We start from the raw sequence: 23,982 nt of genomic DNA, 5'->3' as shown, positions 1-23,982 counted from the left end.
GGCGATAATAGGCGTTTTAGGCATTGCGTCACAGTTCCATGCAATCGAGCGTCACCTCCCCGATGATCACCCCCGGCCTGCTGATCTTGCACGGCAACCAGATGGAGCAGCTGCGCGCGGCCGTGTTCCAGTGGCTGCAGAGTCATCCGCTCGGTCCGCTGGAGCCGGAGACCTTCCTGGTGCAATCGAACGGCGTGGCCGAGTGGCTCAAGATCGCGCTGGCGACCGAAATGCGCGTGTGCGCCGCCACCCGCGTGGCGCTGCCGGCGCGGTTTTTGTGGGAGACCTATCGCGGCATGCTGGGGCGCGAACGGGTGCCGCGGCGCTCCGCGTTCGACAAGGGGCCGCTGACCTGGCGCCTGATGCGCCTGCTGCCTACCTTGCTGGACGATCCCGTGTTCGCGCCGCTGCGTCATTTCCTGGCCGACGGCGAAGCCGAGCGCCGCCTGCAGCTGGCCGAACGGCTGGCCGATCTGTTCGACCAGTACCAGGTGTACCGCGCCGACTGGCTCGATGACTGGGCCGGCGGCCGCGACACGGTGCGCTGCGCGCGCGGCGAGGTGATACCGCTGCCGCCCGCGCAGCGCTGGCAGGGCCAGTTGTGGCGCGAGGTGATCGCCGATGTGGACCCGCACGAGCGCGCGCTGGGCCGCGCCAGCGTGCACACCGAATTCGTGCGCGCCAGCGTTGCCGGCGAGCTGCCGCTCGGGCGTCTGCCGCGCCGCATTGTGATTTTCGGCGTGTCCGCGCTGCCGTACCAGACTCTGGAGGCGCTGGCCACGCTGGCGCGCCATACGCAGGTGGTGCTGGCGGTGCCCAACCCGTGCCGCTACTACTGGGGCGACATCATCGAAGGCCGCGACCTGCTGCGCGCCGCCTACCGCCGCCAGCAGCTGCGCAACGGCCGCGATCTCGGCGCGATCCCGCTCGAAGAGCTGCATGCCCACAGCCACCCGCTGCTGGCAAGCTGGGGCCGGCAAGGACGCGACTTCATCCGCATGCTCGACGAATTCGACGAAGCGGCTGCCGCCCTGGCTGCCGGCGACGGCGGCGAAAACGGGGAAAGTGACGGGGGCGCGGTGACGCCGCTGCGCGTGGACCTGTTCGATGACGGCACCGGCACGACCCTGCTGGCGCAGGTGCAGGCGGCCGTGCGCGATTTGCTGCCGCTGTCGGACCACCCGCACACGCCGCCGCATGCAACCGACCGGTCGATCGAATTCCACGTCACCCACAGCGTCCAGCGCGAAGTCGAAGTGCTGCACGACCAGCTGCTGCAGCTGTTCGCCACGACGGCGGCCGGGGACGCGCCGCTGCGCCCGCGCGACGTGGTGGTGATGGTGCCCGACATCGATACCTTCACCGCCGCCATCCACGCGGTGTTTGCCCAGCACCGCCGCAGCGACCCGCGCTACATCCCGTTCGAGATCGGCGACGTCAACAACCGCAGCGTCAATCCGCTGCTGGTGGCGCTGGAATGGCTGCTGCGGCTGCCGCAGCAGCGCTGCCGCCAGAGCGAGATCCGCGACCTGCTCGATGTGCCGGCGCTGGCCGCTCGCTTCGGCCTGGTCCAAGACGATCTGCCCACGCTGGGCCAGTGGATCGAAGGATCGGGCGTGCGCTGGGGGCTCGATATCGAGCACCGCAGCGGCCTCGGACTCGGCTCGGCCGGCGAACAGAACGCCTGGATCTTCGGCGTGCGACGCATGCTGCTCGGTTACGCCAGCGGCGGCGGTGGCGCCAGTTTCGCCGGCATCGAACCGTACGGCGAGGTGGGCGGACTCGATGCTGCGCTGGCCGGCTCGCTGGCGCAGCTGATCGAGGCGCTGCTGTATTGGCGCGCGGCGCTGGCGCAGGCGCGCACCCCGGCCGACTGGGGCATCCAGGCGCGCGCGCTGATGGCGGCCTTCTTCAAGCCGGGCGAGGAGGGCGACCGCCTGACGCTGGCGCAGCTCGACGATGCGCTCAACAACTGGCTGGAAACCTGCGAGGGCGCGCAGTTTGCGGAAGCCGTGCCGCTGGCCGTGCTGCGCGAGGCCTGGCTCGGCCTGATGGACGAGCCGACGCTGAACCACCAGTTCGTCTCCGGTGGCGTGACGTTCTGCACCCTGATGCCGATGCGCGCCGTGCCGTTCCGCGTGGTGTGCCTGCTCGGCATGAACGACGGCGATTTTCCGCGCCGTGCGCCGAAGGCCGATTTCGACCTGCTGGCCTTGCCCGGCATGGCGCGGCCCGGCGACCGTTCGCGGCGCGACGACGACCGCTACCTGATGCTGGAGGCGGTGCTGGCCGCGCGCGAAAAACTGTACATCAGCTGGGTGGGCCGCAATGTGCGCGACAACAGCGAGCAGCCGCCGTCGGTGCTGGTGTCGCAGCTGTGCGATTACCTGGCGGCGGGCTGGAACCTCGACCTGGGCCAGCGCACCACCGAGCACGCGCTGCAGCCGTTCAGCCGCCGCTACTTCGAACAGGACGGCCTGCTGACCTACGCGCGCGAATGGCGCGCCGCCCACGCGGACCATGATGGCCCGGATGCCACCGTCGCCGATCATGCCGCCACTGGCGCCCCGGTCGATCCAGTCGATCCGGCCGGCGCGCCTGCCCCGTCAGCCGGCGCTACGCTGCCGCCGTTCATCCTCGACGACAACTACCGCCTCAAGCTCGGCGCGCTGGCCAGCTTCGTGCGGCAGCCGGTGCGCTATTTCTTCCGCGAGCGGCTGGCCGTGGTGTTCGGCGAGGCCGCGCAGCTGGGCGACGACGAGGAACCGTTTTCGCTCAACGCGCTCGAACGCTACCTGCTCGAAGACACCATGCTCGATGACGATGCCGAGGGCGGGCAGCTGGAAGACATCCACGACAGGCTCACCGAACGCGCCGGACAACTGGCGCGCGAGGGCGTACTGCCCATCGGTCTGATCGGCCGCCAGTACCAGCGCAACCTGGTGGCGTCGCTGGCGCCGGTGCGCCATGCCTGGCTGACGCTGCGCCACCGCTACAGCAGGCCCGCGCCCAAGGTGGCGCTGAGCCTGGACCTCGGCGCGGTGCAGCTCGACGACTGGCTCGACCAGCTGCGCAGCGACGGGGCCGAGACCGGCACCGTATGGCTGATGCAGCTGTCCTCGCGCGTGGCCGACAAGCAGGGCCGCCCGCGCGGCGACAAGCTGATCGCGCCGTGGGTGCGCCAGCTGGCCGCCGCCGCCGCCGGACTGCCGGTCACCGGCTACCTGGTTGCGCGCGACATGGTGGTCACCATGGCGCCGCTGGACGCCGACGACGCGTTGCAGGTGCTGCGCGGGCTCGCTGACTGGTGGCGCGCGGGCATGGACCGGCCGCTGCCCACGGCGTGCAAGACGGCGCTGGCGCTGGTGGCAGACGGCGATGCCCGCACCACGTACGACGGCGGCTTCGAGCTGCAGGGCGAGAACCAGGACCTGTGCCTGGCGCGCCTGTGGCCCGAGTACAGCGACCTGTGCGCGCAGCCCGACCATGAACAGGTGTCGCACGCGCTGTACGGGCCACTGGCGCGCTGGCTCGAACAGGGCATCGCCATGACGCCGATCGACGGGGGCGACGCGGCATGAGCGACCATCCCGACCAGTTCGGCCATGCCGGGCACGGCGCCAGCCGGCTCGATCCGCTGACCTTTCCGCTGCACGGCTCGCGCCTGATCGAAGCGAGCGCCGGCACCGGCAAGACCTGGACCATCGCTGCCCTGTACGTGCGGCTGGTGCTCGGCCACGGCGGCGACCACGGCTATCTGCGTCCGCTGCTGCCGGCCGACATCCTGGTGATGACATTTACCCGCGCCGCCACGCGCGAACTGTCGAACCGCGTGCGCGAACGGCTGGTGGCCGCTGCCGCGTATTTCCGCAGCGTCGACCGCAACGCCGATCCGGCAGACGGCGACGCAGACGCAGACGCAGACGCAGACGCTGCCGACGCCGAGGCTGCGGCAGCCATCGCTCCCGCGGCGCCGGACGCCTACCTCGATGCCATCCTGGCGTCGTACACCGACCGCGCCGAACGCCAGCGGGCCGCGCACCGGCTGATGCTGGCGGCGGAAACGATGGACGAAGCAGCGATCTTCACCATCGACGCCTGGTGCCAGCGCATGCTGCGCGAGCACGCGTTCGACAGCGGCAGCCTGTTCGACGAGGAACTGGTCAGCGACGAGCAGGCGCTGTTCGAAGACGCCGCCAACGACTACTGGCGCCAGCAGGTCTACCCGCTGGCTGCGCCGCAACTCGAAGCGCTGCTTGCCTGCTTTGCCGATGTCGAGGTGCTCAAGCGCGCGATCCGCGACCTGGTGCGGCGCGCCGACCTGGTTGGCGACGGGCAGGAGCTGGCACTGCCGCTGGGGCAGCTGATCGCCGGCGTCCAGCGCACGCAGCAAGCCGCACTGGCCGATCTGAAAGCCGGCTGGATGGCGCGCGCCGACCGCATGGAACAGTGGATCGCGCAGCTGACCGCCGCCACGCCGAAATTCTTCAACGGCGTCAAGATGCGCGCCGCCTCGGTGGCCGCCTGGTTCGAGGCCCTGCGCGCGTGGGCCGGCGACCCGGCCGCGGTCCGGCCCGAACTCAGCGCCACGGCCTGGCACCGGCTCACGCCGGACGGGATCGTGGACGCGTTCGCCAAGGACAGCCACGCGGCGGTGCCCGACGACTTCGACGCCGTCGCTGCGCTCAGGACGGCGCTCGACGAGCTCGAACCGCTGGCCCATGCCTTGTACCGGCATGCAGCCGGTTCTGTGGCGCTGCGCATGGCGGAGCTCAAGCAGCGCAACCGCCAGTTCGGTTTTGCCGACATGCTCAACCGCCTCAACGCCGCGCTGCAGGGCGAGAACGGGGCGGCGCTGCGCCAGCGCATCGTCGAACAATACCCGGTGGCGCTGGTGGACGAATTCCAGGACACGGCGCCCAACCAGTACCAGATATTCAACCTGCTATACCGCGTGGCCGACAACGACCGCAGCACGGGCCTGTTCCTGATCGGCGATCCGAAACAGTCGATCTACGGCTTCCGTGGCGCCGACATCCACAGCTACCTGGCGGCGCGCGCCGCCACCAGCGGCCGCCATTACCAGCTCGGCACCAACTACCGTTCGACCGCGCCGGTGGTGGCGGCGGTCAACCATCTGTTCCTGAACGCCGAGCGCGTGGCCGGCGGCACCGGCTTCGGTCGCGGCGCCTTCCGTTTCCGCGATCCGGGCACCGGCATCAATCCGCTGCCGTTCGACGCGGTGGCCGCGCAAGGCCGCGCCGAGCGGCTGGTGGGCGGCAGCGGGGAAGCGCCGGCGCTGGTGATCGCCTGCACCGACCGCGAGCTGAAAAGCGATCAATACCGCGCGTTCTTCGCCGACCACTGCGCCGAGGATATCGTCGCCCGGCTCAACGATCCCGGCGCCGGGTTCCTGCGGGCCGATGGCGTGCTGGCGCGCCTGCAGCCGGCCGACATTGCCGTGCTGGTGCGCGACCGCAAGGAGGCGGCCGCCATCCGCCGCGCGCTGCAGCGGCGCAAGGTGGCCAGCGTCTACCTGTCCGACAAGGACGCCGTCACCAGCAGCGAGGAGGCGGGCGATGTGCTGCGCTGGCTGTCGGCCGTGGCCAATCCGCTCGACGGCGCCCTGGCGCGCGCCGCGTTTGCCACCCGCACCGCCGGCCTGCCCCTGGCGGAACTGGCTGCGCTGTCGGCGGACGAACTGGCGTGGGAAGCGCGGGTCGAACAGCTCAAGGCACTGCACATCGTCTGGCAGCGCCAGGGCGTGCTGGCCATGCTGCGCCGCTTCATCCATGAACTGCAGTTGCCGGCCGCGCTGCTGCTGCAGGCGGGCGGCGAACGGCGCCTGACCAACCTGCTGCACCTGGCCGAGCTGCTGCAGTCGGCCAGCCGCCAGCTCGACGGCGAGCAGGCGCTGATCCGCTGGCTGGCCGAGCAGATCGAGGCCGGCGCCAACGGCGAGGGCGCCGGCGACGAACGCGTGCTGCGCCTGGAAAGCGACGCCGAACTGGTCAAGGTGGTCACGGTCCACAAGTCCAAGGGCCTCGAATACCCGCTGGTGTACCTGCCGTTCGCGGTCACCGCGCGCAAGGTGGACCGCCGCAACCGCAGCTTTTTCGAATTCAGCGACGCCGACGGCGTGCGCCGCATCGACATGGCGCTCACCGACGCTGCGCTGGCGCAGGTGGAAAACGCGCGCTTGCAGGAAGATCTGCGCCTGCTCTACGTGGCGCTCACGCGCGCGCGCCATTTCCTGTGGCTGGGCGTGGCGGCGCTCGGGACGCGCAAGGGCGGCGTGAACAGCCTGCACGACTCCGCACTCGGCTACCTGCTGACCGGCGGCGCACCGCTGCCCACCGAGGCCATGTTCGAGCGCTGGCAGCACACCTGCCACGGCTGCCCGGCGATCTGCGTTGCCGCCCTCGCCGGGGAAGGACTGCCGCCGACGCAGCTGCGCCGGCTGGACCTGCGTCCGCCACTGGTGGCCGCACCCCAGTACACGGGCCGTTTCGAACGCGACTGGTCGGTGGGCAGTTTCAGTTCGCTGGCGCGGCGTACCGGCCCCACCGCCACCATCGGCGGCGAGCCGGCGCCGCTGGTGGCGGCGGGGGCCATGGGGCCGGTGCCGCGCAACGCCGCCCAGGAAAAGCTGCTCGAGGATGGCGCCACCGGCGTCCTGTTCGGCAGCGACGCTACCGCCATCGACATTGCCGGCAGCAGCGCCGCTGCAGCTGCAGCCAGCGGCGACGACGCGCCCTGGCACCGCTTCCCGCGCGGCTCCGTGCCCGGCAACTTTCTGCACGAGCAGCTCGAGTGGCTGGGCCAGGAAGGCTTTGCCAGCATCGGCGACGACAATTTCGACGCCCGCCTGGCGCGCCGCGTGGAGCGCGCCGGCTGGGGCAACCGCCTCGACGATACGCTGGCCTGGGTGCGCACCATCGCCGGCACCCCACTGCCGTACCTGGAAACGGCGCTGGCCGGCATCGACACGCCGCTGGCCGAGATGGAATTCTGGTTCCCCAGCGAGCGCCTGTCCACCAGCGCGCTCGACCGCCTGTGCGTGGCGCGGCTGCTGGACGGCATGGCGCGCCCGGCGCTGCCCGAGCGCCAGCTGCACGGCATGCTCAAGGGCTTTGCCGACCTGGTGTTCGAACACCGGGGCCGCTACTGGGTGCTCGACTACAAGTCGAATGCGCTGGGCGCCGGCGACGCGGCCTACCAGATGCCGGCGCTGATGGCGGCAATGGCCGAGCACCGCTACGACATTCAGGGCGCAATCTACATGCTGGCGCTGCACCGGCTGCTGCAAAGCCGGCTCGGCGACCGGTACGACCCGGCAGCCCACCTGGGCGGCGCGGTTTTCCTGTTCCTGCGCGGGATCGCCAACCCGGCCACGCGCGGCTGCTACTGGATCGCGCCCGACCCGGACCTGCTGCAGCAACTGGACGCCTTGTTCGAACCACAGGACCACCATGACGCCTGATCCATCTTCATCGCCGGTGCCCCTGGCGCCGGCAGCGCGGCTGCTGGCGGCAGTCGATGCGCTGACCGAAGCGGGCCGGCTGCGGCGCCTGAGTGCCGCCTTTGCCCGCTTTATCGCCTCCATCGGCAGCGCCTCGCCGCAGCTGCTGATCGCGTGCGTGCTGCTGTCGGAGCTGGAAGGGCGCGGTCACAGCTGCCTGATGTTGTCCGAGCTGGCCGGCGACCCGGCGCCGCTGCTGGGCCTGGACAGCAGCGAGTGGAGCGCGCTGCGCGGCGCTGTCACCGCGGTCGAGCGCTGGCCGCGCAATGCCGGCGCCTGGCGCAAGCTGCTGGCCGAGTGCGAGCAGGTGTGGCCGGTGGGCGACCTCGATTTCCAGCAGCCGCTGGTGCTCGACGGCGAGCGCCTGTACCTGCGCCGCTACTGGCGCGACGAAACCCAGGTTGCCTACGCGGTGCGCGCGCGGGCGCTGGGCGGCCTGCTGGCCAGCGACGCCGAGCAGCAGACCGCCGCCGTGCGCCACTGGCTGGACCTGCTGTTTGCGCCGGGCGTCCATGCGGACGGCGTGGACTGGCAGAAGACCGCCTGCGCGGTGGCCATGCGCGGCAAGCTCGGCATCATTACCGGCGGCCCGGGCACCGGCAAGACCTACGCGGTGGCGCGCCTGCTGGCGCTGCTGTTTGCCACCAGCGGCGGCCGCCAGTCGGGCCTGCGCGTGGCGCTGGCCGCCCCCACCGGCAAGGCTGCCGCGCGCCTGAAGCAGTCGATCGACGTGGCGCTGGCCGGCCTGGACGAGCGGGTGCGCGCAGCGATGCCGCAGCGCGAACTGGGCGCCGCCCGCACGCTGCACAGCCTGCTCGGTGCGCGACCCGATACGCGCGCGTTCCGCCACCACGCCGGCAACCAGCTCGATGTCGATGTGCTGATCGTCGATGAAGCGTCGATGATTCACCTGGAAATGATGGCCGCCTTGCTGGCCGCGCTGCCATCGACCGCCACCCTGATCCTGCTCGGCGACAAGGATCAGCTGGCGTCGGTCGAGGCGGGCGCCGTGCTGGGCGACCTGTGCCACAACGCCCAGGCCGGCGGCTACGACGCGGAAACGCTGGCCTATGTGCAGGCTAGCACCGGCCAGCAGCTGCCGGAACACTACGCCGGCCGGGCCGGGCCGATCGCCCAGCAGACCGTGATGCTGCGCGAGAGCCGGCGCTTCGGCGGCCCGATCGGGCAGCTGGCGCTGGCGGTCAACCACGGCGACGCGGCCGGCGCAGTACGCATCCTGCGCACCGGCGGTGGGGCAGACAATGCGGGCAGGGCAGGGCGACCCGGTCCGAACCCGGCGACTGTCTCCCTGCCGGACAATGCGAACGGGACAGGGCGACCCGGCCCGGATCCGGCGACCTTCTCCCAACCGGACAATGTCGCTCAGGCAGGAAGACCCGGCCCGGCCCCGGCTACCGCTTCCCGGCCGGACCACGCGGGCCAGGTGGCCTGGATCGATCCGGCCCAGCCGGCCGACCTGCTGCAACTGGCGCTCGACGGGCGCGCCGGTGCTCCCGGCGGCTACCGCGCCTACCTGCGCCTGGTGCAGGACGGCCCCGGCATGGACGATCACCTGGCGTGGGTGCAGACCGTGCTCAAGGCGTTCGAAACGTTCCGCATCCTGTGCGCGGTGCGCGACGGCGAATGGGGCGTGAGCGGCCTGAACGACGCGATCGAAAAGCGCTTGCAGGCAGCCGGCCTGCTGCGTCGCGGCAGCGAGTGGTACGTGGGCAGGCCGGTGATGGTCACCCGCAACGACTACGGCACCGGCGTGTTCAACGGCGATATCGGGCTGACCCTGGCCGATCCGGCGCGCCCCGGCGCCTTGCGCGTCTATTTTTCGGAGGGCGACGCGGTGCGCAGCGTACTGGCCACGCGCCTGCGCAATGTGGAGACGGCGTTTGCCATGACCGTGCATAAATCGCAAGGGTCGGAGTTCCGCCACACGGTGCTGGTATTGCCGAAAGACGGCAGGAGCGTGCTGGCGCGCGAGCTGGTCTACACCGGCATTACCCGCGCGCGCGCGTTTTTCACCCTGCTCACGCCGAACGGCCAGGTGCTGCTCGACGCCATCGCGCAGCGCACGCAGCGGGCCAGCGGCTTGCGCGATCTGCTCGAACGCTGACGCCAGAAACTGGCGCGATCATGCCGTCCTCTGGCTGCGCGGCGATCCCCGCTGCTAGGCGCAGGCGAAAAAAAACCGGGCATCGCGGCCCGGTTGGTGATGGTGCTGAACTGCCAGCTTACATTTCGCGGCTCTCGCGGCGGCTCGCTTTGACCGCATGTTTCTTGGTCTTGACCGAGGTCTTGACGATCTTGGCCTTGCGCTCGTGCTTGACCTTGGCGGCAGCCTTGACCATCTTCGGCCGTTCGGCGCGCACCCTGGCCGACGCTTTCAGCAGGCGCGGTTGTTCCAGCGACCGTGCTTCCGGTCCCACAATCAGGCGGCGGATATTGACGGCGTCGTTCAGGCGCGCCGAATTGGCCTTGGCGTTGAGCAGCACCAGCGTGTTGTTCTTGCCGCCGCTGCGGAAGCGCATGATCAGGCAGCGGCCCGCTTCCTCGGTGTAGCCGGTCTTGGACAGGCCGACGTCCCAGCCCTTGGCGCCGACCAGGCGGTTGGTGTTGTGGTACTCGACATCACGACCCTTGATATTGATCAAGTCCCTTTTGTCGGTGGTGATACGGGTGATTTCCGGGTACAGCGACGCCGCGTGCGCCATCTTGACCAGGTCGGTCGCGGTGGAGCGGTTGTGCGGCGACAGGCCGGTCGGCTCCTCGATCACGGTATGGGTCAGGCCCAATGCGTGGATCTTGGCATTGACGGCGCGGCGGAAGTTTTCCATGCCGCCGGGGTAGGTGCGGGCCAGCGATGCGGCAGCGCGGTTGTCGGACGACATCAGCGCCAGTTGCAGCACGTTGGCGCGCGCGATGCTGGCGCCGACCGGCACCCGCGAGGCGCTGTGCTTGAGCATGTCCACGTCGGCGCGGTCGATTTCGATCGCTTCCTTCATGTCCTGCTTGGCGTCGAGCACCACCATGGCGGTCATCAGCTTGGTCAGGGAGGCAATGGGTACTTGAACGTCGGCATTCTTTTCCAGAATGACTTTGCCGGTATCGTCTTCGACGACCAGCACCGACTGTGAACCGAGCGGCACTGCCAGGGCGGCGGCAGTAAACGTACTCAGCAAGACAGCAACAATTTTCTTGAGCATGTTCGGTGGTTTCGGTTGGGGATGTAGGGTCAAACAGGGCGTCGTGGGGCGACGCAGCGCATGTCCAGACGGAGGAGCCTCCACTAGCTATGCGGCAACACTGAAGGTGCAAGATAACATTAAAGTGGTTTCTCGTCTATTGTGTGTAACTCGCGGATTCCATTATTTTTATCTGTGACCAAAAAGACAAAAGCCCCGCGCGGGGTGCGCGGGGCTGGCGGGGATCAGCTGAAAATCGGCTGGAAATCAGCTGCCGATTTTGGCGATCGACACTTCCGTCGATTTGACCAGGGCGATTACTTCGCTGCCCACCTTGAGGTCGAGGTCGTGGATCGAACGCGACGTGATCACCGAGGTCACGATGCCGTGCTGGGTTTCCACATCGACTTCGGACACCACGGGACCGAAGATGATTTCCTTGATCTTGCCGCGGAACTGGTTACGTACATTAATTTCAGAAATGGCCATCGTGACTCCCTTGTTTGCGTTAGCTGGTCAGTGCCTGCAAGACCAGCGTAAGCCCGGCGCGCCATTTCTGGAACGAATGGTTCCGACTATCGTTATTTGTTCTGGTAGATCTTGTCGAACTCGCCACCATCATCGAAATGCTTCTTCTGCGCCGCTTTCCAGCCGCCGAAGACGTCGTCGATGTTAAACAAACTGATCTGACGGAAGTTGGCGTTGTATTTCTTGAACGCCGCTTCCGAGCGGGGTCGGAAGTAATGCTTGGCGATGATGTCCTGGCCTTGCGGCGAATACAGGAAGTTCAGGTAGGCGGTCGCTTCCTTGCGGAGGCCTTTCTTGTCCACCACCTTGTCCACCACGGCCACCGGCGATTCGGCCAGGATCGAGGACGACGGATAGACGACATCGAAGTTGCTGCCGAATTCGGCGCGCACCAGGCTCACTTCGTTTTCGAATGTCACCAGCACGTCGCCGATGCCGCGCTGGGTAAACGTGGTGGTGGCGCCGCGGCCGCCGCCGTCGAGCACGGGCACGTTCTTGAAGATGCGGGTGACCAGGTCGCGCGCCTGGGCTTCGGTGCCGTTCTTCTTGATCACCGAGCCCCAGGCCGCCAGATAGGTGTAGCGGCCGTTGCCGGAGGTTTTGGGATTGGGCACGATCACCTTCACGCCGGGCTTGGCCAGGTCGTTCCAGTCCTTGATCGCTTGCGGGTTGCCTTTGCGTACCAGGAACACCATGGTCGAGTAGAACGGCGCGGCATTGTTCGGGAATTTCTTGTTCCAGCCGGGGGCCACCACGCCGCGATCGACCAGCAGGTCGATGTCGTTGGCCTGGTTCATGGTCACCACGGCCGCTTCCATGCCGTCGGCCACCGAGCGCGCCTGCTTGGACGAGCCGCCGTGCGACTGGTTGACATCGACGGTCTCGCCGGTGGTCTTCTTGTAGTCGGCCACGAACGCCGGGTTGATTTCCTTGAACAGCTCGCGCGCCACGTCATACGACGCGTTCAGCAGCACCGGCGTGGCGGCCTGGGCGTGCAGCGGCACGCCGAGCAGGACCGCCGAGGTGGCCAGCAACGAAGAAACAAGCAAGCGGCGGGTGGTGTTCTGAAGCGTCATGGTGGCTTTCCTGTGGTAGGGGTCGATGAGAATGAAACAGACGGTGATGTTCTGAAGTTTTGTGCGCAAAGGAAACGACTATTTCGTTATATGCTTAGAGGCCAGGGGCCGGTCCAACCGCATTGCGCCGCATGGTGTATAGTCGCGCTCAGGCACAGGGAAGCGCCGCTTGCTTCTTTTGCTATTGATTGTTTTGTGAGCATACATGAGTCTTGAAATACATGGCCCCCGGGTTCGCGTGGCGGTGGCGGCAGATGCAGCAGCGGCGTGCAATGTGCTGCGCCGCGCGATTGCGGAATGCTGCGTGACCGATCATCGCAACGACAGCGCCATCCTCGACGCCTGGCTGGGCAATAAAACGCCGCAGATGGTCGAAAGCTGGTTCGTCTCGCCCACCCATTTTTCGGTCGTAGCCGAGCTCGACGGCGCGTTGGCCGGCGTGGCGCTGCTGACCGGCGCCGGCAAGCTGGCGCTGTGTTACGTGCTGCCGGAAGCCCAGCGGCGCGGCCTGGGCAGCGCCATGCTGGCGCGGGTCGAGGAGCAGGTGCTGTGCTGGGGCATGAAGGCATTGCAGCTGCACAGCACGGCCACGGGCCAGGGCTTTTTTGCCCGCCACCAGTACACCGATACCGGCAAGGTCCGCTCGCCGTATGGGGTGGAAACGGTATTTTTCTGGAAACAGCTGGACGGCGCCGCAGACGCGGGTACCGAGACCGGCAAGCGCAAGCGCTTCTGCAACTGCAACGGCGGTTGAGTACCGGGAAACCGGCGTTGCAGCGTCCTGCTCACGTTACCGGGCGAGCATTCCGCCCGCGCGCTTTCCTGTAGCGCCTGCTCTGGCGCGTTCGGACGCCGATCATCACGTCACCCCACATTCACGCACGGCGCAGCGGCCGCCCCGCGCCAGCCCGGTCGAATCGGCGTCAGCAGATCGCCAGTTCGCGGCTGCGGCAGCGCACCGGCGCCGCGCCGACCTGTTCGCCGCCGACAAACAAGGCCAGCTCTCCCGCCTGCAACCGGATCCACGTTTCGTTCGACGTCAGCGGCGCGGTCGCGATGACGGCGATGCGGTCGTCGAGGTGGTTGTGCTTGGAAAAATCGATGCTGAGATCGCAGTCGATCAGCCGGGCCACGGAAAACGGGTACTCGCGCACCACGTAGTGCAGGTCGGTGCTGCAGTGGGCGAACAGCAGGTCGCCATTGGATAAAATGAAATTGAAGGTGCCGTGGCGGGCGATGTCGGCCGCCAGCGTTGCCAGCGCCGCGTACAATTCTTGGCGCGGCGGCGCCTGGTCGAAGCGCTGCGCCAGCACCGACAGCAGATGGCAAAATGCCCGTTCGCTGTCGGTGTCGCCGCGCGGCGTATAGTCGGGGTGGGCGTGGGCGGCAGGCGGGTCGAAACCGACCAGGTTGCCATTATGGGCAAACGACCAGGTCTGCCCCCACAGGCGGCGCGTGAACGGGTGGCTGTTTTCCAGCGCCACCCGGCCCTGGGTGGCCTTGCGGATGTGGGCCACCACGCTGCGCGCCTTGACCGGCTGCCGGCGAAACGCCAGCGCCAGCGGCGAATCGACCGAGGCCAGGTGATCGGTCATCAGCTGGCAGGCGCCGGCCGTGTGGATGGCGACACCCCAGCCGTCCCGGTGCTCGCCGGTGCGCCCGCCGCGTTCGGCAAAGCCGGCAAACGAAAAATCGACCGCGGCCGGCTTGCTGCTGTTCATGGCAAGGAGTTGACACATGGGAGGACCAACGCAGTGACGATGGCCCACGATAACGCTGCTGCTGTTGTGCTGGAAGGAATGTTTTGGCATATCCATAGCTGAAAGCATTCGTTCAGCTTTGCCGGGGACGCGCCTACGCTGTCGGTATCGCTTAGCCGTCGAGGATCCCATGTCTTTCCCCATCCTGCAAAGTTATCTGACGCGCCTGTCCGGCGCGACCGGGTCCGCCTCCAGCATCTGGCTCGATCACGAGGGCAGGGCGCAAGGCCGGTTTTTCAATTGCACCATGAGCAGCGCGTTTCAGCCGATCCTGAGCGTGGCCACCGGCGACGTGGTGGCCTACGAGGGGCTGGCGCGCAGCGTGTCGGCCCAGGACCGCGGCCTGTCCTTGTGGAAGCTGCTCGACCACGCGGCCAGCGACGACGAGTCGATCGAGCTCGACCGCCTGTGCCGCATGCTGCACGCGATCAATTTCTTCCGCCAGGTGGACAGCGCGCCCAACCCGGCCGCCGCGCTCTACCTGAACGTGCACGACCGGCTGCTGAGCGCGGTCAGCAGCAACCACGGCCACGCGTTTCGCCGCATCCTCGACGCGCTCGCGCTGCCGCTGGCGCGCGTGGTGCTACAACTGCCGCTTGCCACGCCCCAGCAGGGCTGGCTGCTCAACTACGTTTCGGACAATTACCGCCGCAACGGTTTCCGCTTTGCCGTCAATGTCGAGCGCGCCAGCGACGCCCTCGCCGTGCTCGACCGTCTGCGCCCCGACGTGTTCAAGCTCGATGCGCGGGTACTGCATGCCACGGATGAACGCGACGCCGTGCTGGCGCTGCTGCACCGCACGCGCGAGGCGGGCGTGGACGTGGTGTTCAAGCGTATCGAAACCGATGCGACGCTGCCGGCGCTGCGCGCGCTGGCCACGGCAGCCGGCGTGCAACTGCTGGGGCAGGGTTATCTGCTGGGCGAGCCGACCGCGCGGCTGGCCGCGCCGGCGCCGCAGACCCTGGCGGCCTAAGCTTGCAGGAAACTTAGCATCGCCTTAATCCTCGCTTAAGATTGGCCGTTTTTCGCTGCCGCGCGCCATAAATCGATCCGTGCGCGCTTTTTTATTTGCCCTGGCATCCGCTATAGTAGCCGTATCTTCATTCACGGACGTACCATGGCTTCGCGCAGAGAGTTTTTACAGCAGGGTTTCGGGATCACGGCGGCCAGCGTGCTGGCCCTGCCATTGGTCGGTTGCGCCACCGGCAGCAAGCCGGTCACCACTGCTTCGACAAAACCGGCCAGGCCGGTGAAACCGGCGGCACAGCCGGCAGCGCCGGCAGTGATCACCGAGTCGAAGACCGCGTCGGCCATGCCGCACGCCTCGCAGCAATCGGCACCGTCGGGCAAGAGCAGCGAGCTCGAACCGCCGCCCGACATTTTCGACGCGCAGGCGCTGGACCTGGAATTCTGGCTGCGTCCGCGCACCATCGAAGTCTATCGCCCCGCCAGCAACGAGCGCGCCAAGCTGCTGTACTGGCGCGACGGCGAGGTGATCGACTCGGCCTACCAGGACCTGTGCCACCTGCTGCGCGACGTCAACGGCAAGGAAACCGCCAAGATCGATCCCAAGCTGTTCGAAACCCTGTGGGGCACGCAGGCGTTCGTGCGCCGCTTCGGCATCGATACGCCGCTCGAGATCCTGTCCGGCTACCGTACCCCGGCGTCGAACAAGAAACTGCGCGAGGCAGGCGTGCCTGCCGCGCGCCAGTCGCTGCACATGAGCGGCCGCGCTGCCGACATCCGCATCGTCAACCTCAACGAGGAAGTGCTGGGCGGGCTGGTGCGCAGCTTCCGCCAGGGCGGCGTCGGCTTCTACTACCGCAGCGGCCCGCGCGGCGGCTGGATCCATGCCGACACCGGCCTCAATCGCACCTGGAAAGGCTAGGCCGTTCCGGTCAGTGATCAATGCGGGCTGGCCGTGGGCCGCACGATGATTTCGCTGGTGTCCACGTCCACCGGCTGGGCAATGGCGAAGTGGATCGCACGCGCGATGGCGACCGGGCTGATCGCCACCTTGCGAAACGCGCGCATCTCCTCGCGCCCCTGGTCGTCCGAGATCGAGTCGGCCAGTTCCGATTCCGTCACCCCCGGGCAGATCGTGGTCACGCGCAGGTTCGCGTGTTCCTGGCGCAAGCCTTCCGAAATCGCCCACACCGCGTACTTGGTTGCGCAATAGACGGCGGCGGTCGGCGATACCGCGTGGGCGCCGATCGAGGCGATATTGATCACCTGTCCGACGCCCTGCGCCTGCATGGCCGGCAACACCGCCGCAATCCCGTGCAGCACGCCCCGGATGTTCACGTCGATCATGCGGTCCCATTCGTCCACCTTGAGCGAGGCCAGCGGCGAGAGCGGCATGACGCCGGCGTTGTTGACGATGACATCGACGCGGCCTGCCTGCGCAATCGCGTAGTCGACGAATGCCGCCATGTCGGCGCGGCGGGTGACATCGAGTGCGCGCGCATACGCGGTGCCGCCGGCAGCGCCGATGTCCGCTGCCAGGCGCTCGAGCCGCTCGGTGCGCCGCGCGCCGAGCACGACGATGGCGCCCGCTGCGGCCAGCAGGCGCGCCGTGGCCTCGCCGATGCCGCTGCTGGCGCCGGTGATCAGGACGACTTTGCCGGCGATGTGGTTGCTGGAATCCATGGTGTTATCTCCTGTGATGTAAGCGATGGCGGATGCGCCCGCTGGCGCGACCCTGGCGAGTACTGTAGTGCGCCCGCAGCGTCCAGGGTAGTCCCTGCATCGTGACCGGATCGGTTACCATGGCTAACCAATGCCACCTGACTGCCATGGACACCGACCTCAACCTGCTGCGCTTTTTTCTGGCCGTTGCCGACACCGACAACTTCCGTGCCGCTGCCGACCGGCTCGGCGTCACCCGCTCGGCGGTCAGCCAAGGCATCCGCCGCCTCGAAGACGGTCTCGGTGTGGCCCTGGTCCAGCGCACCACGCGCCATGTGCGCCTGACCGAAGCGGGCTGGCGCCTGCACGCGCAGCTGGCCGGACCGCTGGCGCAGGTCGGGGCCGCGTTGGAAGAGACGGTGACGGACGGGCCGCCGCGCGGCCTGCTGCGCATTGCCGCCACCTCGATCGCCGAACGCTTTCTGGCCGGTCCGCTGATCGCCGCCTTTGCCGAAGCGTATCCCGGCGTTACCCTCGACATCACGGTCACCGACGACGAGTCCGACATCGTGGCGGGCGGCTTCGATGCCGGGGTGCGGCTGGGCGACGTGATCGAGCAGGACATGGTGGCCGTTCCGCTGACCGGCGCTCAGCGGCAAATCACGGTGGCGGCGCCTGCCTATCTGGCCCGGCAGGGCACGCCGCAGCATCCGCGCGACCTGCTCGGTCACCGCTGCATCGGCTGGCGGCCGGCGCCGGACACGGCGCCGTACCGCTGGGAATTTCGTGACGACGGGCACGACTTTGCCATGTCGGTCGCGCCGACGATCACCAGCAACGACATGCTGCTGATGATACGGGTGGCGCTGGCCGGCGGCGGCGTCACCATCGGCATGGAAGAGACGTTCCTGCTATATATCGCGCGGGGCGAACTGGTGCCCGTGCTGGAGCGCTACGCGCGCGCGTTTCCCGGCCTGTTCCTGTACTTTCCGAGCCGGCACAACCAGCCGGCCAAGCTGCGCGCGCTGGTCGAGCACATCCGCAGCTTCGGTACCGGCAGCGCAAGCTGACGGCGGCCCTGCGCATCGGTTACACTGGCGCCTCTCAAGGAGCAGGATGGATATGCAAGACAATAACGCGCGCCCGCGCTTCCGGCCGGTGCCGTGGAGCGGGCTGGAAACACCGGCCGACGTGGAACTGTGGATCGCCGAACACAACCTGAGTCTGCAGGAGCACATCGCCCCGCACGAAACCGGATACGGCGTGTGCTTCACGCTGGCTGCCGGCGGCGACATCTATCTGCACACGACCCAGGACGGCGCCCTGATCCTCGATGTGACGCCGGAAGCGGCGTGGGTGGCGCCGCTGATCATGGCTGCCGCCAACGTGGCCGAGCCGCCGCCCGGCACGATCTGGGTGCTGCCCGACGACAAGCTGATCCAGCTGATGATCGGCTTGAGCAGCCTGATCGCCAGTTCCATCCTGGTCGTGGGCCACAACTTCGGCCGTCGCCGCATGGGCGCCGCCTGGTAGCGGCACGCGCGGCAGACGCAGGCACGGCCGCCATGGCGGCCTGACAACGTTTGCAGCGCCGGGCGCGCCGGACGTACGTGTTTTCTCGACATCTTTTACCGACAATGCTAGGCTGGTTGCCACGCCTGGCGTTGTCTGTCGCCCAGGCAGTCCGGTAAAGGGAGGGTATGGAGAACATCAGAACCGATGCGCGACGCCCGGCGATGCCTGCCGGCTTTGCCGTGCTGCCCGAGGCGGTCACTTACGACGCGGTGCTGGCCGCCATTGCTGCCGACCAGGCCGTCACTCCGGAACCGCCCCGGTACACGTCGGCCAGCCAGGCCGGGACCCAGCAGGCGTTCTTCGACGATCTGTTCCTGCTGGCCCCGCTCGGTTACTTCATGCTGGGCCTGGACGCGGTGATCCTGCAGATGAACGTCAGCGGCGCCGAGCTGCTCGGCGTGCCGCGCGCCAATCCCGGGCGCGTGAGCCTGCGCCAGTTCGTGGCGCCGCGTTTCCTCGACGATTTCGACCGTTTCGTGCGCGCCGCCTTCAACGACGGTGCGCCGCAGCGCTGCGACGTGCAGCTGATCCGCTTGCGCCACCAGCACGGCGTTCCGGTCACGCTGCGCGCCTGCGCCGACCGCAGCGGCCAGGCGCTGCGCCTGCAGCTGGAACCGGCCGAGGGCAAGCTGGCCATGCTCGAACGCAGCGAAGAACGCTTTCGCCGCATCGTCCACTGCGCCGAGGAAGGCATCTGGGAAATCGACGCCAACGCCCGCACCAGTTTCGTCAACCCGCGCATGGCGCAGATGCTCGGCTATGCCATCGAGGACATGCTCGACCAGCCGCTGGTCGCCTTCATGGACGAGGAAGGCCGCGCCATCCTGGAAGGCAATATCGCCAACCGCCAGCGCGGGGCGGCCGAGCGCCACGAATTCAAGTTCCTGCGCCGCGACCGCAGCGCGCTGTGGGTCACGCTGACCACCAATCCGATCTTCGATGCCGACGGCGCCTACCTCGGTGCGCTGGCGCTGGTGTCCGACATCACCGACAGCCGCGCCTCGGCAGAGCTGATCTGGCAGCAGGCCAATTTCGACGCGCTCACCAGCCTGCCGAACCGCCACATGTTCCAGGACCGGCTCGGGCAGGAAGTGAAAAAGGCGCGCCGCGAGGGCACGCTGCTGGCGCTGCTGTTCATCGACCTCGACGGTTTCAAGCAGGTCAACGACACGCTCGGCCATGCCCAGGGCGACGTGCTGCTGGTGGAGGCGGCGCGCCGCATCGCCGCCAGCGTGCGCGCCACCGACACCGTGGCGCGGCTGGGCGGCGACGAATTCACCGTGCTGCTCACCGGGCTCGACAGCATCAACGGCGTCGAGCGCATCGCCCAGGCCATCGTCGGGCGCCTGCAGGCGCCGTTCGCGCTCGATGCGGCCAGCCCGACGGTGTCGGCCAGCATCGGCATCTCGGTGTTCCCGGCCGATGCGGTCGCGCCCGAGGAGCTGCTGCGCAACGCCGACCAGGCCATGTACGCGGCCAAGCAAAACCGCCGCTGCCGCTACAGCTATTTCACGCCCGACCTGCAGCAGGCGGCGCAGGCGCGCCAGCAGGTCACGCTGGACTTGCGCGCGGCCCTGGCCAACGGCCAGCTGGAGCTGCACTACCAGCCCATCGTCAACCTGCGCAGCGGCGCCATCGAGCGCGCCGAAGCGCTGCTGCGCTGGCGCCATCCGCAGCGCGGCCTGCTGGCGCCCGGCGACTTCCTGCCGTGTGCCGAGTCGGGCGGGCTGATGATGGAGCTGGCGGACTGGGTGTTCCGGCAGGCGGCGCGCCAGGCGCGCGCGTGGCAGGACCAGATCGGTACCGGCTTCCAGGTCGGCATCAACCAGTCGTCGGCGCAGTTCCGCGGCGATGCGGCGCTGTACGAGGGCTGGCTGCGCTATGCCGCCGAGCTGGGCCTGGCGCCGCGCAGCCTGGTGCTGGAAATTACCGAGCGGGTGTTGCTGGACAAGACCACGCAGGTGACGGAGCGCTTGCGCGCCTTGCGCGAGATGGGGGTGCAGGTGGCGCTCGACAATTTCGGCACCGGCTATTCGTCGCTGGCCCACCTCAAGCATGTCGGCATCGACCTGCTCAAGCTCGACCACAGTTTCATCCAGCACCTGGCCAGCGACAGCGGCGATTTGGCCATGTGCGAGGCACTGATCCTGATGGCGCACCGGCTCGGTCTGAAAGTCGTGGCGGAAGGCGTGGAAACCCCGGCCCAGCGCCATTTGCTGGAACTGGCCGGCTGCGACTTTGCGCAGGGCTATGTGTACGCGGGTGCGATGCCCGCCGCAGAATTTACCGTCCTGTCGCAGCGCGGGCTGCCGGCGCTCAGCGCAGGCGCAGCAGCGATACCACCCGCTCGCGGCTGATGCCGGACAGGGCGGACGTGATCGACAGCAGCGACTGGTAGCCCGGCTGCTTGGCCGTGTCGACAAAATTGTCGGCCACCTGGCCCATGCCCTGGGTCGAGGTATCCACCGCCGTGCTCTGCACGCGGGCATTGGCCTGGCCCAGCGCCGAGCGCACCGTGGCCAGCGATTTTTCCACCTGCGCCAGCGCCTGCAGCACCTGCTGCAAGGTGGCGCGCAGGCTGTCCACGTCGCCGGTCTGCCAGGTGTCGGGCGCGATCGCCGGCGCTTCCGGCTCGGCGCGCAGGTGGTTCAGCTGGCCGGCCGGAAAGCGCTGGCCGTTGCCCTGCACGGCCAGGCTGTCGCGGATGCCGGCAAATTGCGCTTCGGCGGCCGAAAATTCGAGCTGGCCGTCGTCGGCCAGCGCCACGCGCACGCCGGCCGGCGCCAGCGCATCGTCGAAGCGCTGGGCGATCTGGCGGTCCGTCAGGCCCGGTTCGAGCACCACCGAGCGCAGGTTCTGGCCGCCCAGCGACAGCGCCAGCACTTCGCGCCCGCCCTGGCGCAGGTTGGCCACGTTCATGCCGCGCACAGTGAAGCGGGTGCGGGTGTTGTCGTTGCTGAAGTTGAGCTGGGCGTCGAGCGTGCCGCCCGAGGCTGCCGTGCGGCTGCGCCAGGTGTTGGCAAACTGGCGCACGTTCGCCTCCAGGCTGCCTTCGGCGCGCTGGCGGTTGGCCAGGCGCGCGCTGAGGTCGGCCTTCAGGCTGCGCAGCTGGCCGGCGCTCTGTTCCAGGAAGTCCAGCGCCTGCTGGGCGCCCGAGATATCGCGCTGCAGCGGCTGGTCCCAGTTGTTCAGGCCGCGCCGCAGCGGCGCGGCCGTGGTGGCGGCTGGGGTAACGGGCGTGGCCGTGACGGCGTTTTCGCCCTGCTGGCCGAGCGCGGTGCCATCGACCGCGCTGGCGTTGCCACCATTGCCGCTGACAATGACGGAAGGAGACGATGGTGACGGGATTTGCATGATGGACTCTTAAATCAGGCTGAACAGGGACATGCCGCTGACCTTGGAATAGGCCTTGTACGACGCTTCCACGGCCAGATTGTAACCGGCCAGCTCGGTGGCGGCGCCCGCGTAATCGAGCTGGCTCAGGTCGAGGATGGCGGTGCTGTTCGACAGGCTGACATTGGCGTGGTTGTCGTCGAGGGTTTTCAGGATGTTCTGGCCGCCGCCCAGTTGCGCGATCTTGCCCGATACCATGTTCAAGCCGGTCTTGGTGGCGTCCATGGCGTTGCCGACGATGGTGCGCAGCGCAGCCGAGTTGGGCTGTACCGACGGATCGGACAGGGCGGTGATTGCCGTGCTCAGGTTGTTGAGCAGGTCTTCCAGGCCCTTCAGGTTGACATTGGTGGTCTGGGTGACGCCGTTACCCACCACGGTCGACTGGTTTTTCTCGTTGCCCTGGTACACATAGCTGCCGCCCACCAGCGCGATCGGCGCCTTGTCCACCTCGGTACCGGAAAACACATAGCGGCCTTCGGCGTCGCGCTGGTTGGCCGTGTTGACCAGGCTGTCGCGCAGCGAGGTCAGGCTGACCACCATCGCGTTCAGGTCCGACGGCGCATTGCTGCCGTCGGCCGCCCACACCAGCAGGTCGCTGGCGTCGGTGATGTCGCGCGTCATGCTCGACAGGTAGGATTCGTTGGTGGACATGCGGATCTGCACCGAGGCGATGTTGTCGCGGTACTGGGTGACCAGCGCCTGCTCGCGCGTCAGGCGCGAGATCTGCACATTGCCGACCGGGTCGTCGGACGGCAACAGGATGCGGTTGCCGCTTGCCATCTGCTCGTTGAGCTTGTTGATCGCGCCCTGGTTTTCACCGAGGCCGCGCAACATGGTGGCTTGATACTGGCTGCTGGCGATACGCATGCGCTTCCCCTAATTAGTTAAACATTTGCAAGGTGGCGTCGAACAGATTGTTCGCGACGGAGATCACCTTCATATTGGCCTGGTACATGTTCTGGAATTCCAGCAGGCTGATGCCTTCTTCGTCGGTGTTGACGGCGCTGGTCGATTTCCAGTCATCCTCGGCCTGCTGGCGGATGGTGGTGGCGGTCTTGAGCTGGGCCTGGTTCTGCTGGCTGTCGATGGCCAGCTTGCCCACCAGCTGGGTATCGGCATCGCCAAGCAGCACCGAGCCGAGCGAGGTGACCGTGACCGGCTTGGTACGGGTCGCCACCAGCGCCTGCAGATTGGTGTTGTCGCCGGCCGGCTCGCCGCGCGCGGCAAACGCCAGGTCGGCCGTGGTAAAGCCATCGGCGATTTTCAGCAAGCCGGTGGCGCTGGTCGGATCGAACACGAACATGTCGGTGCCGGCCGCGCCGCTGGCCTTGTCGCCGCTGCGCAGCTGGGCGTTGAACATGGTGCTGAACTGGCCGGCGATGTCGGCGATCGACTTTTGCAGCGGCGCCAGGGTGTTGGTGCGGAAACTGGCCAGGCCACCCAGCTCGCCGCCGATCTTGCTGTCGTCGAGCACGAACTTGGTGCCGGTGAAACTGAGGTTCAGCGTCTGCACGCCGCCGACGGCGCTGTAGCTGAGCGTGGCGGCAATGTCGGACGCTACCAGCGGCTGGCCGCTCTTGAGCGACACGCCGGCGCTGCCGTCGGCGTTGTACACGACTTCGACCCCGACCTGGGCGGCGACGCCGTCGATCAGCTGCTCGCGCTGGTCCACCAGCGACGAGGTATTGTTGCCGCTGGCGCCCACCTGGCGGATCTTGGCGTTCAGCGCCGCGATGCCGGCCAGCGACTCGTTGAGCGACGGCAGGATGGTGGCGCTCTGCTGCTGGATCGACAGGGTCTGGTTGGCGGTCAGGTTGTAGATGCTGTTGATCTGCTTGGACAGCGCCTCGCCCGAGCTGATCACCTGCTGGCGCAGCGGGGTCGAGGTCGGATCGACGGCAGACGCGTTGAGCGCCTTGTAAAAATTATCGAAGCCGTAGCTGATGCTCGAGGTCGGGTCGTTCATGACCTTTTCGAGCTGGGTCAGGTAGGGCTGGGTCTGGGTGTGCTGGCCCAGTTCCGAATTGGCGCGCCACATCTGCTGCGACTTGTAGGAATCGGAAAAACGCAGCAGCGCGCCCACGCTCACGCCATTGCCCGGCGACGTGCGGCTCAGATCGGCCAGATTCGACTGCAACAGCACGCCCTGGCGCGTATAGCCCTTGGTTTGCGAATTGGAGATATTCTGGCTGATCGTGGCGATGGCGGCCTGGGCTGCCAGCGCGCCCGACAAGGCGTTGTTCGTTATGCTCATGGTTGCAAGGGTCTTTCCTGGTGAACGCGAAGGACCGCAGCTTGCAAGGGGC

At 67.8% G+C, this 23,982-nt stretch carries 17 protein-coding genes; 9 read left to right on the top strand and 8 right to left on the bottom strand.

What is annotated here, in order from left to right:
• The first annotated feature begins 38 nt into the window (after window positions 1-38).
• From recC to ASF61_RS24060, 3 genes are read left to right on the top strand one after another with little or no spacing between them, the layout of a single operon-like run.
• Window positions 39-3,581: an exodeoxyribonuclease V subunit gamma gene (recC, locus tag ASF61_RS12480; RefSeq protein WP_056156231.1), complete on the top strand. Its 3,543-nt coding sequence runs from the start codon at window positions 39-41 to the stop codon at window positions 3,579-3,581.
• Window positions 3,578-7,483, top strand: a complete 3,906-nt coding sequence (recB, locus tag ASF61_RS12475; protein WP_056156229.1) for an exodeoxyribonuclease V subunit beta — start codon at window positions 3,578-3,580, stop codon at window positions 7,481-7,483. The genes recC and recB overlap by 4 nt, the downstream gene beginning before the upstream one ends.
• Complete coding sequence (locus tag ASF61_RS24060; RefSeq protein WP_056156223.1) at window positions 7,473-9,647, top strand: AAA family ATPase; 2,175 nt, start codon at window positions 7,473-7,475, stop codon at window positions 9,645-9,647. The genes recB and ASF61_RS24060 overlap by 11 nt, the downstream gene beginning before the upstream one ends.
• Before the next feature lie 118 nt (window positions 9,648-9,765).
• Here the strand turns inward: ASF61_RS24060 and ASF61_RS12465 are convergent, their stop codons facing one another.
• The 3 genes from ASF61_RS12465 to ASF61_RS12455 all read right to left on the bottom strand — a co-directional run bounded on the left by ASF61_RS12465 (window position 9,766) and on the right by ASF61_RS12455 (window position 12,320).
• Window positions 9,766-10,737 carry a serine hydrolase gene (locus ASF61_RS12465; protein ID WP_056156220.1) on the bottom strand — a complete coding sequence of 324 codons (972 nt, stop codon included), beginning with the start codon at window positions 10,735-10,737 and terminating at the stop codon, window positions 9,766-9,768.
• A gap of 246 nt (window positions 10,738-10,983) precedes the next feature.
• Window positions 10,984-11,205, bottom strand: coding sequence for a molybdopterin-binding protein (locus ASF61_RS12460; RefSeq protein WP_056156218.1), 222 nt, complete (start codon window positions 11,203-11,205; stop codon window positions 10,984-10,986).
• Window positions 11,206-11,297: 92 nt separating this feature from the next.
• Window positions 11,298-12,320 (bottom strand): sulfate ABC transporter substrate-binding protein, encoded by a 1,023-nt coding sequence (locus tag ASF61_RS12455; RefSeq protein WP_056156215.1) that lies wholly within the window; start codon window positions 12,318-12,320, stop codon window positions 11,298-11,300.
• A 205-nt stretch (window positions 12,321-12,525) separates the two neighbouring features.
• Here ASF61_RS12455 and ASF61_RS12450 point away from each other — a divergent pair, with 205 nt between their 5' ends.
• Window positions 12,526-13,074 (top strand): GNAT family N-acetyltransferase, encoded by a 549-nt coding sequence (locus tag ASF61_RS12450; protein ID WP_056156212.1) that lies wholly within the window; start codon window positions 12,526-12,528, stop codon window positions 13,072-13,074.
• Between the two features lie 169 nt (window positions 13,075-13,243).
• Here the strand turns inward: ASF61_RS12450 and ASF61_RS12445 are convergent, their stop codons facing one another.
• The gene (locus ASF61_RS12445; RefSeq protein ID WP_082491570.1) at window positions 13,244-14,059 is read right to left on the bottom strand and encodes a class II glutamine amidotransferase; all 816 of its coding nucleotides are present in this window, start codon (window positions 14,057-14,059) and stop codon (window positions 13,244-13,246) included.
• A gap of 151 nt (window positions 14,060-14,210) precedes the next feature.
• On the opposite strand from ASF61_RS12445, the gene ASF61_RS12440 reads away from it, so the two are divergent.
• Complete coding sequence (locus ASF61_RS12440; RefSeq protein ID WP_056156207.1) at window positions 14,211-15,053, top strand: EAL domain-containing protein; 843 nt, start codon at window positions 14,211-14,213, stop codon at window positions 15,051-15,053.
• A gap of 144 nt (window positions 15,054-15,197) precedes the next feature.
• Window positions 15,198-15,968 (top strand): DUF882 domain-containing protein, encoded by a 771-nt coding sequence (locus tag ASF61_RS12430; protein ID WP_229205826.1) that lies wholly within the window; start codon window positions 15,198-15,200, stop codon window positions 15,966-15,968.
• A 17-nt stretch (window positions 15,969-15,985) separates the two neighbouring features.
• Here the strand turns inward: ASF61_RS12430 and ASF61_RS12425 are convergent, their stop codons facing one another.
• Window positions 15,986-16,729, bottom strand: coding sequence for an SDR family oxidoreductase (locus ASF61_RS12425; RefSeq protein ID WP_056156197.1), 744 nt, complete (start codon window positions 16,727-16,729; stop codon window positions 15,986-15,988).
• Between the two features lie 119 nt (window positions 16,730-16,848).
• On the opposite strand from ASF61_RS12425, the gene ASF61_RS12420 reads away from it, so the two are divergent.
• The 3 genes from ASF61_RS12420 to ASF61_RS12410 all read left to right on the top strand — a co-directional run bounded on the left by ASF61_RS12420 (window position 16,849) and on the right by ASF61_RS12410 (window position 20,640).
• Window positions 16,849-17,778: a LysR family transcriptional regulator gene (locus tag ASF61_RS12420; protein WP_229205825.1), complete on the top strand. Its 930-nt coding sequence runs from the start codon at window positions 16,849-16,851 to the stop codon at window positions 17,776-17,778.
• A 52-nt stretch (window positions 17,779-17,830) separates the two neighbouring features.
• A complete protein-coding gene (locus tag ASF61_RS12415) occupies window positions 17,831-18,241 on the top strand; it encodes a hypothetical protein (RefSeq protein ID WP_156369580.1) in 411 nt (136 codons plus the stop codon).
• Between the two features lie 167 nt (window positions 18,242-18,408).
• The gene (locus tag ASF61_RS12410) at window positions 18,409-20,640 is read left to right on the top strand and encodes a bifunctional diguanylate cyclase/phosphodiesterase (protein ID WP_056156185.1); all 2,232 of its coding nucleotides are present in this window, start codon (window positions 18,409-18,411) and stop codon (window positions 20,638-20,640) included.
• Here ASF61_RS12410 and ASF61_RS12405 read toward each other — a convergent pair.
• The 3 genes from ASF61_RS12405 to flgK are packed head-to-tail and all read right to left on the bottom strand — an operon-like array spanning window position 20,600 to window position 23,930.
• Entirely contained in the window at window positions 20,600-21,637 is a 1,038-nt protein-coding gene (locus tag ASF61_RS12405) for a hypothetical protein (RefSeq protein WP_056156182.1), read from the bottom strand. The genes ASF61_RS12410 and ASF61_RS12405 overlap by 41 nt on opposite strands.
• Window positions 21,638-21,646: 9 nt before the next feature.
• Entirely contained in the window at window positions 21,647-22,543 is an 897-nt protein-coding gene (flgL, locus tag ASF61_RS12400) for a flagellar hook-associated protein FlgL (protein WP_056156178.1), read from the bottom strand.
• Window positions 22,544-22,556: 13 nt separating this feature from the next.
• Window positions 22,557-23,930: a flagellar hook-associated protein FlgK gene (gene flgK / locus ASF61_RS12395; RefSeq protein WP_056156172.1), complete on the bottom strand. Its 1,374-nt coding sequence runs from the start codon at window positions 23,928-23,930 to the stop codon at window positions 22,557-22,559.
• Between the last annotated feature and the right edge of the window lie 52 nt (window positions 23,931-23,982).

It is taken from the genome of Duganella sp. Leaf126 (assembly GCF_001423125.1).
Taxonomy (GTDB): Bacteria; Pseudomonadota; Gammaproteobacteria; order Burkholderiales; family Burkholderiaceae_D; genus Rugamonas.
This window is presented reverse-complemented; position numbering and strand designations above follow the sequence as displayed.